The organism is Corynebacterium sp. UMB8791, from assembly GCF_054166365.1.
In genome coordinates, this window is the sequence record NZ_JBSZCG010000110.1 from 1 (window position 1) to 16,280 (window position 16,280).

Here is a 16,280-nt window from a genome sequence, read left to right on the forward strand (position 1 = left end):
ATGAACACGGTTGCGAGCGATGTCATCGATGGCATCCCGACACACAAAATCCGCCTCAACGACACGACCCTGCGTGACGGATCCCACGCCGTACGCCACCAGTACACCAAAGACCAGGTGAAAAAGATCGCCCGCGCGCTTGACGACGCCGGCGTCGAAATGATCGAGGTCACTCACGGCGACGGGCTTGGCGGGTCTTCCTTCAACTACGGCTTCTCCCACACCCGCGACATCGAACTCATCGAAGCCGCAGTCGAAGAAGTCAAGAATGCGAAGATTGCCGCACTGATGCTTCCAGGCCTGGGTACCGTAAAGGACCTCAAAGAAGCAAAGAGTGCGGGCGCATCCATCGTGCGCGTTGCCACTCACTGCACCGAGGCAGATATTTCGATCCAGCACTTCCAGGCAGCACGGGAGCTTGGTTTTGAGACCGGTGGCTTCCTGATGCTTTCACACCGCATCCCACCAGCAGAGCTTGCGAAGCAGGCCCGCATCATGGTCGATGCCGGCTGTCAGTGCGTCTTCGTGGTCGACTCCGCCGGCTACCTAGTGATGAACCAGGCCGCGGACCGCGTCAAGGCAGTCGTTGAAGAGATTGGCGACGACGCACAGGTCGGCTTCCACGGACACCAGAACCTCGGTTTCGGGGTTGCAAACTCGTTGCTCGCTGTAGTCAATGGTGCTCGCCAAATTGACGGCACCCTGTATGGGCTTGGTGCTGGCGCCGGTAACGCACCGATCGAGGTGTTAGCCACGGTGTTCAACCGCACCGGCATTGACATCGGCAATGTTGATCAAGCCAAGCTTCGTGACGCCGCTGAAGACATCCTGAAGCCAATGGTCGAGCGTCTCCCAATGATGGACCGCGGCTCCATCGTCCAGGGTGAGTTTGGCGTTTACAACTCCTTCTTGCTCCACGCGCAGCGCGCCGCGGAACGCTATGGTGTGCCTGCAGCGACCATCCTGGAAGAAGTCGGTCGCCGTGGTTACGTCGGTGGTCAGGAAGACATGATTATCGACGTCGCAATCGACCTGGCAAAGCAGAAGTAGCGAAGTAGAGCGCGTATGCGGGTTTATCCCGCGTGCTTCGCTCTCCACGCACGAGTCCCGGATCCACAAATCTTTTTGAGGACCGGGATTACTGTTTTGGGCTGAAAGTCTTCTGCGGGAAAGGAAACGCTCATCGCGGCAATCGGTACGCCCTCGGTGCCGAAAATCGGGCAGGCGACGCAGCATAGACCTTCCGAAATTTCCTCAAGGTCGTAGGCGATACCTTCATCGCGGATCTTTTTCAACGTTTCACGCAGCTCATCCGGGTCTGAGATCGTGTGCGGAGTCCATGGTGCGAGCCCCTCACGGATGATGCGCTCGGTAAGCGTTTCGTCGTACGCCATAATTGCTTTGCCAATGCCAGTCGCGTAAGCGGGAATGAGGCCGCCAATGCGCGACGGCGCTGTCACACCACGGACGGAAAAGAGCTTGTTCGCGTAACGAACGTTCGTCCCTTCAACATGTCCAAGGTGGACGGTGTGTCGAGTGCGCTCAAAAAGCGCTGCCAAAAATGGTGTGAGCAACTCTGATACCTGAGCGGTTTGCTCGGAATACACCTCCGGTGTTGACGCCATTCCGAGCGCCGGGTTGAGCCGATAGAGCTCGTTCGCTTTGAGGACGGCATCATTTTCCACCAGCTTGTTAAGAAGGCGGTGCGTCGTCGACTTTGGAAGATCGACGCGCCGGGCTAACTCTGAAACGCCAACCCCGTTGACGTCCTCGCTCTTGAACGCTTTCAGAATGCCGAACGCCTTGTCGATGGAGTTTGGTTTTGCGTCTTGAACCATAGGATCAGTGTAACCGGATAGTGTCTATCGTGTGCCACGGACTGGAACACTCCGGCGTGTGTGTGGGTTCGTCGCTATGTTGGCTGTATGACTGAAATTTCCATTCCTGATTACAAGACTGACGAATTCTTCGGGCTCGAGGACAAGTGGCTGGAGACGGCACCCGGCGAGCTCACTCACTACCACGATCTCGGCGAGGGCGAACCAGTACTGTTCCTCCACGGCTCCGGCACGGGCGTGACTGCAGCCGCGAACTGGTGGCTGAACCTTCCGACCATCTCCGAGAACGCACGATGCATCGCGATTGACTCCATTGGTTACGGCCAGACTGTCGTAGCTGAGGGCACCAAGTACGGTATCCGCGAGTGGGTTGAGCACGCAATCCGTGTGCTGGATGCCCTGGGAATTGAAAAGACCTGGATTGTTGGTAACTCGCTCGGTGGCTGGGTTGGCTTCCAGATGATCATCGACCACCCGGAGCGTGTGAAGGGCATCATCTCCATGGGCACCGGTGGGGCGAAGTTGACCGGCGCGCTGAAGGGTCATTCGAACCCGAAGCTGACCGAAGAAGGTATCCGCAACACGCTCGAGCAGTTCGTGGTGGATAAGTCGCTGATCACCGATGAGCTCGTGTCGCTGCGCTACCAGTCCGCGCTGAACGATACGGCGTCTGATCGCCTACAGGAGGTTGTGCAGGCGCGTGACCGTGACCGTACCGAGCTTCCACTCGACTTCGACGTGCTGTCGAAGGTCGAGATCCCGGTTCTGCTAGTGCACGGCATGCAAGACGTCGTGATTACGCCGCAGCGCACGTGGGACCTGGTGAACACAATTCCGTCCGCTGACGCTCACCTTTTCGCACAGTGTGGCCACTGGTCGCAGGTTGAGAAGGCTGATGAGTTCAATGAGGTCATCGTGAACTGGATGAAGCGTCAGTTCTAGTCAGCAGCTTTTCGACGCCCACTTCGGCCCCGTCGTGGTGGGCGTTTTGCTATGTGTACAACATTTTCATCGCACCAGGTCGGTGGACTGGGTTTGGGGCGGAGTAGCCGCGTGGTGAGTGCCAGAGCGGTTGTGCGTCCACAACTTCGATGCGACCTCGGCGTGCTCGTTGGGGGTCGTCGTCGTTGACGCGATTGTGGTAGCGGCACAATGGCGACAGGTTGTTGATGTTCGTTTCCCCGCCGTGTTGCCATGCAGTGATGTGGTGGATTTCGCAGGCGTCGGCTGCATGGCGGCATCCAGGCACTGGGCAGCCGGGGGTAACGGCGCGGGCCAGAGCGCGCTGCTTGTCATTTGCGAGGCGTTGTGTCCGGTAGAGGTTGACTGCCCCGTGCTGTGGGTGGAAGACGGCGGCTTCGAGCTCGTTCTCGGTGGTGGCGACGTGGCTGTTTAGGTATTCGGCGCCTGTCATGGTGGTGCCATCGGTCAGGGTGAGGGTGGTCTCGTCGCCGTGGCCGCGCTGTATTTGGATCCACTGGGGGAGTGGAATGAGCAAGAGAGGTCGGGGGACTGCGTGGGGGACGGAACGGCCGTCGCCACGTATGATGTCGAGGAATCTGCGCAGCATGTGTTTCGTGGGTGGCGTCTTGGGGTCCATGTCTTGGGTGAGGGCGTGTTCAAGGTCGGCGAGGTCGCGCTCGTTGGTGGTGAGCGTCATGGTGCGGCGCCCATTGCGGGAAGGCGAAAATGTGAGGCGGTCGTTTTGGTGCTTGGTGTTGTTCGGAAGAAGTGCTTTTGCGCGTTCGCTGAGCTTTTTGTATGTGCCCTTGGTATCGAGGAGTACGAGGCGCAGTTTGGTGCGTGTTCGCGCGGACTTGATGGGGCGTAAGCGCCGTTCGATCATAGCGAGTTGGTCGAGTGAGAAGCCGTAGCGTCGAGCCTTTTCGGTAGCGAGTCGCTGTTTTTGTCGGGATTTTGTGGGCCCGAAGTAGATGTCGTGGAGCTGGCGCCAGGCGCGGGCTCGTGTTGGATCGACGCCTGCTTCGATGGCGGCTTCGTAATCGAAGCCGTCCAGTACGTCGAGTGCCTGCGTGGACATGGATTCTAGGAATGTCTTGAAGTTCATAACCTGAACATATGTGGTTGCAGAACGCCTGGGAAAGGCTTTTCACGCTACCTGTGGATAACTTCTTCTTGTGTGGCGTTTTCTGAAGTGCCCTGTGGATAACGTATGACTTGCATGCGAACGCTAATGAAAATAATGTTCATTAGGTGAAATTTTCTGTCATCAAGATTCTGCGAGCGCTCGCCGCGACATTACTGCTCCTTTCCATGTCGACGCCTGCTTTCGCGGCGGAATGCCACCCGACACTGCACCCGATGGTGAAAGACGACCGCACTGTTCCGGCCGAGTGGCGCGATCCCGCAGAACTCGTTTTTGGGCTGGGTGATGCAGCAAAGCAACAGCTCTCCAATCCAGTCGGGCCAATTCCGGCCGGTACCGCGTGGATGATCGGTGCAACTCAGCAAGCCGGTGTGCCATGGCTTGGAGCGAATACGCAGCATCCGTCGCTGCTTGAGCACACTTCTGGGGATGTGGCCTGGGAGATTACAAATTTTGATGGACCCGGTGCCATGTTTGTGTTCACACAGGGTGGGCTCGGTCAGGTCGTGGGCGAGGAGTGGTTCCGTGGCGTCGATGGGCAGGCGCAGGGCAGCCATACCATTCCTGCGAATTCACATGTGCATCCAAACTGGATGTTCAGTGCTCCGGGGACTTACACGGTGACAGTTCGTCAAAGCGCGACGACGAGTAATGGCGAGCCGGTGAGCGGGGAGGCGACGCTCACCTTTGACATTGGCGGCGCCGGTAACGCGAACGATGGTCACTTCGACTTTGGCTCCGTCTTTGACGAGGAGGGCGAGTGCGCGCAGCCAGTGGCGGCGAGCAACGCGAATCCAGCGCCTGATCAGGGAGAGACTCAGTTGCAATCACAAGATCACCAGCAGCAGGATGTTGCTCCCGCGCAACGCGGTGGGGCCCTTGCAGAAACGGGTACGACAGTGATGACGCTGCCGGTGGCTGTGCTCGGCTTGGGCGTGTTTGTCTTTGGTGCGGGTTGGTTGTGTTTGGATGCGTCGTTGCGCCGTCGTGTCGCCGCAGCGTGGGGTTTCGGTGGCCACCGGTGATCCAGTTTTTTCAACGAGCCGCTGTGCTGATGTGCGTGGCGCTGCTCGGGGCGTGTAGCGCACCGGAAGGGCAGTCGGTGGGAGAGGGGAAGGCGTCGGTGGTGGCGTCGACACCTATTTTGGCGGATGCGGTTCAAAACGTTGCAGGTGATGTGGCTGATGTGCACACGCTGATGGCGCGTGGGGTTGATCCGCACAGCTACGAACCGAGCTTGCATGCCACACGCGACATCGCGTATGCGGATGCCATTTTTACCAACGGACTGTTGTTGGAGCCACAGTCTTTAACGAATACGATTGCGGCGACCGTGCGTGACACGACTCCGGTCGTGGCACTTGCGCAGGAGGCGCAACGGTACGGGTTTGCGCCGATTCCGCTTGTGGAGGACGCGAGCCTAGATGCGGTGTGGCTCGGGTTGCGGGTGGATACGGGCCAACAGCTCCCGACGACGGGAGTCGCGGACTTACACCTTGTAGATGTTGACGGCCCCGGTGCCACTTTCGCGTTCATCCTGGGAACCTTCGGCACCCCGGAGGTGGTGTTCAACTCTCACGACGGGCTGGATAGCCGTGACGTAAAGACCCTGCCGGTTGACGCGCATACTCACTTGAGCTGGGCATTTTCCAAGCCAGGCGTGTACAAGCTGACGTTTGAATCGCATATTCGCGATGCCGTCGGTGCACCTGAGCGCGCAAGTGCGGAGTCGACGGTGACGGTCGTTGTGGGGCAGGATCCCGCGCGGGTAACGCCGGGGTTGCACGCGGTGGAGAAGGGGCACGTCGACATTACAACAGAGCTTGATGGGCAAGGTGCGGCTCACCTCGTGCTCAACTCGGATGACGACGGCCGCATGGATCCAGTGAACGTAGCCGTCACAGTGCCGAATACAACCCTGCAGCCGATCCCTCCGGAGCGCCCCTTCCGATTCCTCGGTACACCGGGGGAGGAAACCTACCTGCTCCCGCAGGCGGTGCTGGGCAATCACGTGCATGGTGAGCTGGACCCGCATGTGTGGCACGACGTTCGGGCGATGAAAGCGATCGTTCAGGTAATCCGTGACGAGTTGGCTGCGGTGGATCCGCACCACGCGGAAATCTACCAGGCAAACGCCCGCGACTACCTGCAAAAACTGGACGCAGCGGATGAAATGATGCACGAGTCTGTCTCCGCGGTTCCGGAGGAACAACGCAACCTGGTGACTACACACCATGGATACGCCTACCTCGCGCGGGCATATGGAATGCGAGTTGCAGGTTTTGTCACGCCAAACCCCAGCGTGGAGCCGAGCCCGCGTGATGTCATCGCGTTCACCCGCACACTGGAGAATCTGCACGTGCCCGCGGTCTTCCTGGAACCACAGTTGGCGGGGCGCAGCACAGTGCTGACAGAAACCGCCGCCCAGCTTGGCATAGAGGTATGCCCAATCTGGGGCGACACATTGGATCCTCCGGGGTCTGGGCCAGCCGATACCTATATACACCTTGTGGAGGCGAATGCTGCGTCGATACGCAGGTGCCTCGGACGAAATGAGAAATGAGCGAACAATGAAACTTCGAATTATCCCACTGATGGTTGCTGCGACGATCGTGGCAACTCCTGCGATCGCGAATGCGCAGGCCGCCAACAACGATCCTGCGTTACAACAGGTGGTCAGCGCAGATGAGGCGATTGCGCCAGCCGGTGAGCACACAGTTATTGACGCCGGACACGTCGATCTAGGCGCGACATTCAACGGGGATACCCTTGAATTTCTCGCTCGCGACGACACACAGCAACCGCCCGTATGGCGTCACCTCGACGACGTGGTGTTCCGCGTGACCGATGCCGCGAAGCAAACCCTCCCCGACGGCGACGACTTCGCCTTCACCGGCGCAAAGCCAGGTGCGGACGTCTGGGTGATCCCACAGACTGAGGTTGCCGGGGTGCCGTGGCTGGGGTGGAACACGCAGGCCGCGAGCCTGCTCGAACACTCCGGAAACGGCGTGAGCCTGGAGTTCGGCGGACACGAAGGGCCAGGCGAGTTCTCCCTGTTCCTGCAACCGGGCGGGTTCCACGCACCACAGTTGCTGTGGACGACTACTGAGCCGGGTGTGCAGCCAATGTGGGTGGAGCCGAACACGCATACCCACGCCAATTGGGTCTTCACCGAGCCGGGAGTGCACCTGGTCGGGGTGCGAGCAGTGGTGAAGGATGACGCTGGCACCGTTCACACGGACGAGCAGTTGGTGCGCGTGGCTGTAGGCGACGGGACGGACGTAGCGGCGGCGCAGTCCGCACAGTTCAACGGGCCGTGGCGCGAGGGTGCTGCGTCGGAAGAACAGGCAGATAGCCAGAGCACGCTGAATGCGGGGCTGATCGCTGGTGGGGTGATCGGTGTGTTGGTGCTCGCGCTGGTGGCGCTTCTAGTGGCGCGTTCTCGGAAGGAGCGTCGCGCGTGAGCACGCAACCGCTTATAGAGGTGCGAGGCTTGCGCGCCGGGTACCCGGGTCGCCCGGTGTTTGAGGGCGTTGATCTTCTTGTGCCTGCCGGGCAGTTCGTCGCGCTGCTCGGTCCGAACGGGGCGGGGAAGACCACGCTGATGCGTGCAACGCTCGGCCTGATTCCCGGCACAGCCGGAACGGTGCGGGTAGGGGAGTGTACGGGCCACGCGGTGCGCAAAGTGGTGGGGTACGTCCCGCAGCGTCACGACGTCGCCTGGGATTTCCCGATCGATGTCGCGTCCGCTGTCATGAACGCCACGCTTGACCTGCGCCCGTGGTACGCGCGGCCTAAGGCGGAGCACCACGAAGCTGTGGCGGAAGCACTCGAAGCTGTGAACCTCCAAGACCTGGCACACCGGCCGATCGCGGCGCTTTCCGGAGGGCAGCGCCAACGCGTATTGGTGGCGCGCGCCCTGGTGCGTCGTCCAGGCGCGCTGTTCCTCGACGAGCCGTTCACCGGCCTCGATATCCCGTCTACTGAGCAGCTGCTAGCGCTGTTTCGTCAGCTGGCTTCCCGCGGAATCGCGATCGTGATGTCCACGCACAACATCGTGGAGGCTGTTGACTCTTGTGATCGCCTCCTGCTGTTCCGCGGTGGCATCGTCGCGGACGGGGCTCCCGCTGATCTTGACGACGCCCACCCATGGATGGACACGTTCGGCGTCGGCCCGGATTCGCCATGGCTGGCGGCGCTGCAAACACATGTGAAAGAGGTATCCCGTGCTTGAGATCGGGTTTCTGCAATTCTTGGCTGACGTGGCCAACCCGCACCTGGCGTTCTTGCCGCGCGCGTTGACGGCGGCAGTGTTGGCGTCCGTGTTGTGCGCGGTCGTTGGGTGTTTTGTGGTGCTGCGCGGTATGGCGTTTATCGGGGATGCGGTGGCACACGCCGTGTTTCCGGGCGTTGCGTTGGCGTTCGCGCTGCAGGTGTCGGTGCTGCTCGGTGGGGCCGTTGCCGGGTTGATCGTGGCGGTGTTGATTGCAGTGCTGTCGCAACGGCGTGCGCTGAAAGAAGACGCGGTGATTGGCATTGTGTTTGCGGCCGCGTTCGCGCTTGGCTTGGTGATTATTTCGCGCGTTGAGGGCTACACAGCGTCGCTGAGTTCGTTCTTGTTTGGTTCGCTGACAGGTGTGAGTGAGCGCGACCTTATAGTCAGTGCTGCGACGTGTGCTGTCATTGTGTCGCTGGTGGTGGTGTTACGGCCGTGGCTGACCGCGGTGGCGCTCGACCGAGAGACGGCGCGCGCGATGAACGTGCGCGTCGCGCTCCTGGACTTGGTGTTGTACCTGTGTGTGACGGCCGCGGTGGTGGTTTCGGTGCAGACGATCGGCAACATTCTGGTGTTGGCACTGTTGGTCACCCCGGCGTCCGCCGCGCGACTGTTTACAGACAACCTGGAGACCATGATGATCCTCGCCGCGCTGATTGGCGTGGTAGGCAGCGTGGTTGGTGTATGGCTGGCGTGGTCGTTTGACTCGCCGACCGGCGCAACGATTGTACTGTGTGTGACTGCCATCTTCGGTGCGAGTTGGCTCTTCGCTAGGAAAGGGGTGCGGGCATGATCCGCAGACTCATCCTTGTGGTTGCGCTGATCGCGTTTACTGTCACCCCGGCGCACGCGACCACGCCTGCCGGGCATCAGCCCGGTGACCCTGGGCATGGCGTCGTCCTCCCGGAGGACCTTGACCACCCATGCGCTGGCCGTAAGTTGCTGTACCACTCCCACAACGACGCCCTCTACGGCACTCGGTTCGACGGCCAGCTGTCCATTGGTGCGGTTGACGGTCAGCAGGTCACCGACCAGCGCGACGTCTGCTTCCGTCTGCCTCTCGACGCTGACGCCGACGGCAATGACGTCTCCCGCCTCACCATCCCGGATGATGGCTCCCTCGATTTTCTGGGCGCTCCGGGCAGTCAGGTGTGGCTCGCGCCCCAGCACGCGGATTTCACCGATGATTGGCGCCCCATCTGGTCCGGCATCGGTGCATTTGACCCGGCGCACGAGCTGCCGGGTGCTGTGCCAAGCAACTTCAAAGACGACATGATGTACTTCGACCTGCTGGGCATCGATGGTCCGGGTGATGTGCAGATCTTCTTTAAGAACGCCGCCTCGCCGGCCGAGCGCCTCTTCAATAGCGCTGACGAACAGATGCGCACCGTCGAGTATGAGGTTGGCGCGCACGGCCATTTCAACTGGACGTTTACGAAGCCCGGCGTTTATAAGCTGCGTTGGCAGGGTCGCGCCGAGCTGACCAACGGTGAGACCGAGTACACCGGCTGGACCGACCAGTACTGGCTGGTTGGCACCGACGCGGACGTCGGTTTGCCGGAGGGCACCACGACGGGACTTCGCACCCCCGCACTATCGACGCCCACTCCGTCACCGACGCAACCGCCAACACCAACACCAACAGCACCAGTGACAACCGCGGCACCGGCACCCGCACCCGCACCCGCTGCGAAGCACTGCGCCGCGCTGCGCACCCGCCCGGAGGCGTTCATCGCGAACGGGCATATGGACATGGGGCCCGTCGATACGGGGGAGGCCGCGCTCATCGACGACCGCGACCCCAACAACCCCGCGCGACACTCCAGCGGCACCTTCCTCTTCGAGGTTCCCGACCGCGCCCGCCAGGACATCCCTGCGACGCTGCGCGACACGTTCCCCACCCGCCCCGAGCGCATGTGGGTGTTGCCGCAGTCGCAGAAGGCGGACCTGCCATGGCTCGGGTTCTCGACAACCCACCACCCAGCCCCCGCCACCGTCCGCATTACTGCTGTCGCCGGACCCGGCCGTATGTACACCTGGCACGAGGGTCTGCAGGGCGCGAAGCTCGAGCTGGACTCCGGCGACAAGTCCCGCACGCTGAGCTACCCGGCGAACGCCCATGACCACCAGGCATTCGGATTCACCGAGCCTGGACTTTACGCCGTGACTTTCGCGTTTGACTCCGCGGAGCTCGTTGCGGTCTTCGCGGTCGGCGACGCCGCCATCGCGACGGCCCGCGAACAGCACGCGAGCGGGTATCGTGAGCTGGACTCGTGCGGCTCCAATGCAGCGACCAGCGACACGTGGATGGGCGCATTGGCGAAGGGGATCCGCTCAATCGACGAGGAGTTGAGCAAGTTCGGCCACAAGCTACGGCCAGTAGCAACGACTGCGCCGTCAAAGCCAGTGCCACCGCGCACTGTAATAAATACTGTGCGTGCGACGGAAGCGAAGGCCGCGACCAAGCAGGCGCCACCAAAGCAGACGACGGCGCAGAAACCGGCGCAGAAGTCCACAACAACGTCGGCACCAAAGCGGCAGGCGGTAAAGCCGACGGGGGCGAAGCCGACGTCGACAAGAAGGGCGATCCCGGACGCTCCGATACAGGCTGGTGGCGGTGGCATCGTCTCATCTTTCGACCAGGGAGCAGCGCAGGAGGAACCCGCGACGGGCGTGACTGCCAGCGGTTTCTGGGGCGGGCTCATCCTCGGTGTTGGCTTGATGGCGCTGCTGGGGGGCATTGCGTTGTTCGTGGTGGCGGCGCGGATGTTGCGCGGAGTTGCGCGCACGCAAGAAGACGTGTAGGGTTCCACAACGAAGTTTGAACGGGTAATACCCGAGCTCAAGTTTCACCGAAGACCGTCGGTCGCCCTTCGGGGCCGAAGGTACCCCTCTCCAGGGGTCGACCCACGCAGGAGGAACGTGGCCTACCTTTCTAATGGTGCCTCGTGCTTCTGCACGGGGCACTTTTTGTGTCCCGGGCGGATTGAAGGACATGAAGTTATTGGAAGGAGGCGTGTGTAATGGCAAATCCGAAGAATGAGCGCGAGCTTGCTGTGTTGAAGGAGAAGTTTGACGCTGCTAGCTCCATCGTGCTGACGGAGTACCGTGGCCTGACCGTTGGTCAGCTGCAGACTCTTCGTGGCGATCTCGGCTTCGATGTCGAATACCACGTCGCCAAGAACACCCTCATCAAGATCGCTGCGAACGAGCACGGCATCGAGGGTCTCGACGAGCTTCTGACCGGCCCGACCGCTATCGCTTTCATTAAGGGCGAGGCTGTCGACGCTGCTAAGGTCATGAAGAAGTTCTCCAAGGATCACGACGCGTTTGTGATCAAGGGTGGCTACATGGATGGCGCTGCCATCGACGCCGCTCAGGTTGACGCCATCGCTGAGATGGACAACCGCGAGACCACGCTTGCAAAGCTCGCTGGCGCATTCCAGGGTTCTTTGGCAAAGGCTGCTGGGCTGTTCGAGGCTCCGGCATCCAAGACGGCTCGCCTTGTCGCTGCGCTGCAGGACAAGCAGAACGACGCCGCATAACACACTTACAAACTTGGGCTAACCGCCCACCAATAGAAAGGAAGCCACCATGGCTAAGCTGTCTAAGGACGAGCTCATTGAGCAGTTCAAGGAAATGACCCTCATCGAGCTTTCCGAGTTCCTGAAGGAATTCGAGGAGGTCTTCGACGTTACCGCTGCTGCACCAGTTGCTGTTGCTGCTGCTCCGGGCGCTGCTGGCGGCGACGCTGCTGCTGCAGAGGAGAAGGACGAGTTCGACGTTGTTCTCGAGGACGCTGGCGCCAAAAAGATCGGTGTCATCAAGGTTGTCCGCGAGCTCGTTCCGGGCCTGGGCCTGAAGGACGCCAAGGAAATGGTCGAGGGTGCTCCAAAGGCTATCCTCGAGGGCGCAAACAAGGACGATGCAGAGGCTGCAAAGGCCAAGCTGGAAGAGGCTGGCGCAAAGGTTACCCTCAAGTAATCTCGCAGGCTGCATAGCTTTTCGACGATCACCCCGTCGCCACGTACTGTGGCTGGCGGGGTGTTTCGCGTTGTGTGCTAAGATTTCGCACCATGCTGCCCAAATCCAGGATCATTGCTTCGTTGTTGGCGGGCCTCGGTATTGCGTTGTTGGTTGGCGGTCTGCTGGCCCCGCGTGTGCTGAACTCGGGCGCGAAGCTACCGCTGGACCTTGGGGCGGTAACGCTGACAATGGCCGATCCTGACGGCACCCGCGAGGGCGAGCCGTCCCCGGTGGTGCACCAGCTGCACATGGAGGTGCAGAATCCGGCGGGCAAGGACTCTGCCAGCGTGCGCGTGGGGGACACGTTGCGTGCGGGGGACGCGGGTACGGACTTTGAAAACCTTGTCGGCGCGAGCACGTGGACGTATACCTTGAACCGTGAAACCGGTGAGGCGCAGGGACCGGCAAAGGTCCAGCTTGTGATGGCGATGCCGGCCGTCGATGTCCCGGTGGAGGGGTCGTGGCTGAAGTTGCCGTCGCCGGTAAAGCAGGAGACGTACCAGGTGTTCGACCCGGTGTTGCGTGGGGCTGCTCCCGCGGAGTTCGTCGCAGAGGAATCGGTTGCTGGGCGCACGGTGCTGCGGTTCCGGCAGGTCATTGCGCCAACGAACGTGGCGCAGCGGTACGCGGATATGCGAAACACGTTGACCGTCGAAGGGGAAGACGGTGAGCCGGTCCGCACGTTCTATACGCATAGCGCGCAGCGCGAGTTGTTGGTTGATCAGATCACCGGCGTGGTCGTGGGGATGCAGGAGCGCGTCAACGACTATTATGCTGACGTGGACGGCAATGAGGTCCAGGGCATTGTTTCCTACGACGCCGCGATGGACGAGCAGCAGACGGCCGAGCTCATCTCGCTTCTCGACGGCGCCTACGGGCCTTCCACGCAGCAAGCCTTCACGTGGAGCGTGCTCGGTTTGGGTGGTGCGCTGACCTTGATTGGTCTGGTTGGCGCGTTGTGGCCGCGTCGGCGTTAGCGTCGCGCCTGCGTTTAGTGCTAAGCTTCCCCGCGACGGCATTGAATCGGGGGATTGTTGCTGCCCTTTACAACATTGGGTGCATTGTGTAAACTCATTCGGTGCACTGGAAGCCGTCTCCAGTCCGCTATGTCAACCTTGCTTTGTTGGCGTCGAGAATTTTCGAAGCGCTGACTTGACAAGGTGATTTTGCTGTCTCTGGGGGCGGGTATTCCGAAGCAGACCGAATGCTAATCTACCCAGCGGAAACGCCGATTTTTACAGAGCCAGAGTAGAGATCGGCGTCCGCCTTAGGTGCTGGAAGGACCCAACTTGGCAGTCTCAAACCAGACCATGTCAATGGCTGAAATTCCCGGGGCTCCCGAACGTTATTCGTTCGCGAAGATCGCAGAGCCGATCGCTGTCCCGGGTCTTCTTGATGTACAGCTTGAATCTTTCGCGTGGCTTGTTGGTACGCAGGAGTGGCGTGAGCGTGAGCAGGAAGCTCGCGGCGCCGACGCGCGTATCACGAGTGGCTTGGAGGACATTCTCGAAGAGATTTCTCCAATCCAGGACTACTCGGGCAACATGAGCCTGACGCTGTCCGAGCCGCGCTTCGAAGATGTCAAGGACACGATCGACGAGTGTAAAGAAAAAGATATTAACTACTCCGCGCCGTTGTATGTGACGGCGGAGTTCATCAACAATGAAACCCAGGAGATTAAGTCTCAGACGGTGTTCATTGGTGATTTCCCGCTGATGACGGACAAGGGCACCTTCATCGTCAACGGCACTGAGCGTGTTGTTGTTTCGCAGTTGGTGCGTTCGCCGGGCGTGTACTTCGACGAGACGATTGATAAGTCGACGGAGCGGCCGCTGCACGCGGTGAAGGTGATCCCTTCGCGCGGTGCGTGGTTGGAGTTTGACGTCGATAAGCGTGACACGGTTGGTGTGCGTATTGACCGTAAGCGTCGTCAGCCAGTGACGGTGCTGCTGAAGGCGCTTGGTTGGACGACGGAGCAGATCACGGAGCGCTTCGGCTTCTCCGAGATCATGATGTCCACCCTCGAGAATGACGGTGTGGCGAACACCGACGAGGCGCTGCTGGAGAGCATATACTTTCCGGAAACCTACAGGTCAATCCGTGAAAATCCGCGATTCCGGACACACTTTTTGACCCTTAACCCAAGAAGGCTTCGAAAAGCTATTGCTACCTGGCGATTTGCGTTCAATGATAGAACCGGGTTAGTCTTTCAAAGGCTTCAACGGAGCGGACACACCAAAACGGTGAGTTCACAACATAGAGGCTGTGCCCCCTTAGCTCAGTCGGCAGAGCGTTTCCATGGTAAGGAAAAGGTCGTCAGTTCGATTCTGACAGGGGGCTCTGTTGTTTGTACAGTCCTTGTGGCGGCAAGCACATGGCGGTGTAGCTCAGTGGTAGAGCAAGCGACTCATAATCGCTGTGTCGCGAGTTCAATTCTCGCCATCGCTACTCACCTCAAAACGGGAAACGCGTTTCCCGTGGTAGGGTTAGGAGCACTGTTCACAGTGTCCTAGGGGCGTGGCGCAATTGGTAGCGCAACGGTCTCCAAAACCGTAGGTTGCAGGTTCGAGTCCTGTCGCCCCTGCCAAAACTTGTAGTTAGAGGAGTTCTTTTGACTAATCCGCAAGAACACAACCCAGCACAGCCCACTGGCAAGCGCCAGCTGCGCGGGGTCTCCTCTGTTTCATCCGCTTCCTACGAAGCGAAGCACACCCCCGCAAAGCCTGAAGAGGACCGCGAAGAGTCCCTCGGCGGCGGCCCAGGCGCGTTCCCGGGCGAAGTCGTCCAGGAAATGCGCAAAGTCATCTGGCCAACCGGAAACCAGATGCTCAACTACACCCTCGTCGTATTCGCATTCCTCATCGTGCTCACCGCACTCGTGTGGGGGACCGACCGCCTCGGCACCATGTTGATGCAATGGGTATTCATCCGCTAACATGAACAACAAGTGATTGTCCCGCCACCTCAACCTCGAGGTAAGGCGGGATTAGTTTTTGCCACACCAAGGAGAAACACCATGACCACCGAGCCGGAAAACCTGGAAAACCTGGAAAACGCCGACATCGAAGCAACTGAGCAGGAAACCGAACTGCAAGCCGAAGAGGAAATGGTCGCCGAAGGCGGCGCCGTCACCGAAGCCACCGATCCGGAGGTAGAAGAGGCCGCTGCAGAGACAGAGGAGGCAGACGAGGCCGTTGAGGCCGTCGAGGAGCCGGTGCAGGAGGGCGACCTCACCGCGGCCGAGTCACCGCTCGCTGAGGGCGCTGAAGGCACTGAGGCTTCGGGTGCTTCGGAGGCTGACGATGACTCCGAGTACCGCGCGCGCCTGCGCAAGTACGTCCGTGAGCTGAAGAAGCTGCCGGGCGAGTGGTACATCATCCAGTCCTACTCCGGCTACGAAAACAAGGTGAAGACCAACCTCGACATGCGTATCCAGACGCTCGAGGTGGAGGACTCCATTTACGACGTGGTCGTGCCGATCGAGCAGGCTATCGAGAACAAGGACGGCAAGAAGAAGCTCGTCAAGCGCAAGCTGTTGCCGGGCTACGTCCTGGTCCGTATGGACATGAACGACGCTGCGTGGTCCGTCGTGCGCGAGACCCCGGGCGTAACCAGCTTCGTGGGCAACGAGGGCAATGCTACCCCGGTCAAGCACCGCGACGTGGCGAAGTTCCTGATGCCGAAGGCTGAGCCGGCCACCGGCGAGGACACCAAGCCGAACGCAGAGGGCGAGACCGTCGTCGCGATGCCGGAAGAAGCAGCGCCGAAGAAGATCGACCATGACTACAAGGTCGGCGAAGCCGTCACCATCCTGTCCGGTGCCCTGGCGTCCGTGTCCGCCACCATTTCAGAGATCGACGAGGAGACCGGCAAGATCCAGGCGCTCGTGTCCATCTTCGGCCGCGAAACACCAGTCGAGCTCACCGCTGACCAGATCGAACGCATCATGTAACCGTTTGCGTTTGAGCCTAGTGGGGGCGTAAGGTTGAACGTCGCGTGTGCCGTAAGGCCCGCGACGTTTTTTCGTTCTCCC

General features: G+C 60.4%; 15 protein-coding genes, 3 tRNA genes and 1 pseudogene. 17 read left to right on the forward strand and 2 right to left on the reverse strand.

Annotated features, from left to right (window positions below; all coding sequences use genetic code 11):
- Positions 1-1,050 carry a 4-hydroxy-2-oxovalerate aldolase gene (dmpG, locus tag ACXIUA_RS04935; protein ID WP_070477510.1) on the forward strand — a complete coding sequence of 350 codons (1,050 nt, stop codon included), beginning with the start codon at positions 1-3 and terminating at the stop codon, positions 1,048-1,050.
- A 23-nt stretch (positions 1,051-1,073) separates the two neighbouring features.
- On the opposite strand, the gene ACXIUA_RS04940 is transcribed toward dmpG, so the two are convergent.
- Positions 1,074-1,838: an IclR family transcriptional regulator gene (locus ACXIUA_RS04940; protein ID WP_070363129.1), complete on the reverse strand. Its 765-nt coding sequence runs from the start codon at positions 1,836-1,838 to the stop codon at positions 1,074-1,076.
- An 87-nt stretch (positions 1,839-1,925) separates the two neighbouring features.
- Here ACXIUA_RS04940 and ACXIUA_RS04945 point away from each other — a divergent pair, with 87 nt between their 5' ends.
- The gene (locus tag ACXIUA_RS04945; protein ID WP_070363590.1) at positions 1,926-2,780 is read left to right on the forward strand and encodes an alpha/beta fold hydrolase; all 855 of its coding nucleotides are present in this window, start codon (positions 1,926-1,928) and stop codon (positions 2,778-2,780) included.
- Between the two features lie 49 nt (positions 2,781-2,829).
- Here the strand turns inward: ACXIUA_RS04945 and ACXIUA_RS04950 are convergent, their stop codons facing one another.
- Positions 2,830-3,906 carry an HNH endonuclease signature motif containing protein gene (locus ACXIUA_RS04950; protein WP_457976280.1) on the reverse strand — a complete coding sequence of 359 codons (1,077 nt, stop codon included), beginning with the start codon at positions 3,904-3,906 and terminating at the stop codon, positions 2,830-2,832.
- A 146-nt stretch (positions 3,907-4,052) separates the two neighbouring features.
- On the opposite strand from ACXIUA_RS04950, the gene ACXIUA_RS04955 reads away from it, so the two are divergent.
- The 15 genes and pseudogenes from ACXIUA_RS04955 (at position 4,053) to nusG (ending at position 16,199) form a co-directional block, all read left to right on the forward strand.
- Positions 4,053-4,970 (forward strand): TIGR03773 family transporter-associated surface protein, encoded by a 918-nt coding sequence (locus ACXIUA_RS04955; protein WP_256000487.1) that lies wholly within the window; start codon positions 4,053-4,055, stop codon positions 4,968-4,970.
- Positions 4,967-6,508, forward strand: a complete 1,542-nt coding sequence (locus tag ACXIUA_RS04960) for an anchored repeat ABC transporter, substrate-binding protein (RefSeq protein ID WP_256000488.1) — start codon at positions 4,967-4,969, stop codon at positions 6,506-6,508. The genes ACXIUA_RS04955 and ACXIUA_RS04960 overlap by 4 nt, the downstream gene beginning before the upstream one ends.
- 22 nt (positions 6,509-6,530) lie before the next feature.
- The gene (locus ACXIUA_RS04965; RefSeq protein ID WP_371440801.1) at positions 6,531-7,409 is read left to right on the forward strand and encodes a choice-of-anchor M domain-containing protein; all 879 of its coding nucleotides are present in this window, start codon (positions 6,531-6,533) and stop codon (positions 7,407-7,409) included.
- Positions 7,406-8,179 (forward strand): anchored repeat-type ABC transporter ATP-binding subunit, encoded by a 774-nt coding sequence (locus ACXIUA_RS04970; protein ID WP_457976281.1) that lies wholly within the window; start codon positions 7,406-7,408, stop codon positions 8,177-8,179. The genes ACXIUA_RS04965 and ACXIUA_RS04970 overlap by 4 nt, the downstream gene beginning before the upstream one ends.
- Positions 8,172-9,014, forward strand: coding sequence for an anchored repeat-type ABC transporter permease subunit (locus ACXIUA_RS04975; RefSeq protein ID WP_071572796.1), 843 nt, complete (start codon positions 8,172-8,174; stop codon positions 9,012-9,014). The genes ACXIUA_RS04970 and ACXIUA_RS04975 overlap by 8 nt, the downstream gene beginning before the upstream one ends.
- Positions 9,011-11,026, forward strand: a complete 2,016-nt coding sequence (locus tag ACXIUA_RS04980; RefSeq protein ID WP_457976282.1) for a choice-of-anchor M domain-containing protein — start codon at positions 9,011-9,013, stop codon at positions 11,024-11,026. The genes ACXIUA_RS04975 and ACXIUA_RS04980 overlap by 4 nt, the downstream gene beginning before the upstream one ends.
- A gap of 218 nt (positions 11,027-11,244) precedes the next feature.
- Positions 11,245-11,766: a 50S ribosomal protein L10 gene (rplJ, locus tag ACXIUA_RS04985; RefSeq protein ID WP_070363122.1), complete on the forward strand. Its 522-nt coding sequence runs from the start codon at positions 11,245-11,247 to the stop codon at positions 11,764-11,766.
- A 49-nt stretch (positions 11,767-11,815) separates the two neighbouring features.
- Entirely contained in the window at positions 11,816-12,205 is a 390-nt protein-coding gene (gene rplL, locus ACXIUA_RS04990) for a 50S ribosomal protein L7/L12 (protein ID WP_070363121.1), read from the forward strand.
- Between the two features lie 92 nt (positions 12,206-12,297).
- Complete coding sequence (locus ACXIUA_RS04995) at positions 12,298-13,224, forward strand: DUF3068 domain-containing protein (RefSeq protein WP_457976283.1); 927 nt, start codon at positions 12,298-12,300, stop codon at positions 13,222-13,224.
- A gap of 294 nt (positions 13,225-13,518) precedes the next feature.
- Positions 13,519-14,355 (forward strand): annotated as a pseudogene (locus ACXIUA_RS05000) (DNA-directed RNA polymerase subunit beta); the annotation flags it as partial.
- 159 nt (positions 14,356-14,514) lie between these two features.
- Positions 14,515-14,587: transfer RNA gene (locus ACXIUA_RS05005), tRNA-Thr, on the forward strand.
- Positions 14,588-14,623: 36 nt separating this feature from the next.
- Positions 14,624-14,695 (forward strand) — tRNA-Met (locus ACXIUA_RS05010).
- A 63-nt stretch (positions 14,696-14,758) separates the two neighbouring features.
- A tRNA-Trp gene (locus ACXIUA_RS05015) sits at positions 14,759-14,834 on the forward strand.
- 24 nt (positions 14,835-14,858) lie between these two features.
- Complete coding sequence (gene secE, locus ACXIUA_RS05020) at positions 14,859-15,182, forward strand: preprotein translocase subunit SecE (protein ID WP_070477497.1); 324 nt, start codon at positions 14,859-14,861, stop codon at positions 15,180-15,182.
- Between the two features lie 81 nt (positions 15,183-15,263).
- On the forward strand, positions 15,264-16,199 hold the full coding sequence (gene nusG, locus ACXIUA_RS05025; RefSeq protein ID WP_457976284.1) for a transcription termination/antitermination protein NusG: 936 nt from the start codon (positions 15,264-15,266) through the stop codon (positions 16,197-16,199).
- The last annotated feature ends 81 nt before the right edge of the window (positions 16,200-16,280 follow it).

What these genes read in the sequence shown, in the direction of transcription:
- dmpG (WP_070477510.1), top strand. Translation starts at nt 1, where the DNA reads ATGAACACGGTTGCGAGCGATGTCATCGATGGCATCCCGACACACAAA.
- ACXIUA_RS04940 (WP_070363129.1), bottom strand. Translation starts at nt 1,838, where the DNA reads ATGGTTCAAGACGCAAAACCAAACTCCATCGACAAGGCGTTCGGCATT.
- ACXIUA_RS04945 (WP_070363590.1), top strand. Translation starts at nt 1,926, where the DNA reads ATGACTGAAATTTCCATTCCTGATTACAAGACTGACGAATTCTTCGGG.
- ACXIUA_RS04950 (WP_457976280.1), bottom strand. Translation starts at nt 3,906, where the DNA reads ATGAACTTCAAGACATTCCTAGAATCCATGTCCACGCAGGCACTCGAC.
- ACXIUA_RS04980 (WP_457976282.1), top strand. Translation starts at nt 9,011, where the DNA reads ATGATCCGCAGACTCATCCTTGTGGTTGCGCTGATCGCGTTTACTGTC.
- rplJ (WP_070363122.1), top strand. Translation starts at nt 11,245, where the DNA reads ATGGCAAATCCGAAGAATGAGCGCGAGCTTGCTGTGTTGAAGGAGAAG.
- rplL (WP_070363121.1), top strand. Translation starts at nt 11,816, where the DNA reads ATGGCTAAGCTGTCTAAGGACGAGCTCATTGAGCAGTTCAAGGAAATG.
- ACXIUA_RS04995 (WP_457976283.1), top strand. Translation starts at nt 12,298, where the DNA reads ATGCTGCCCAAATCCAGGATCATTGCTTCGTTGTTGGCGGGCCTCGGT.
- nusG (WP_457976284.1), top strand. Translation starts at nt 15,264, where the DNA reads ATGACCACCGAGCCGGAAAACCTGGAAAACCTGGAAAACGCCGACATC.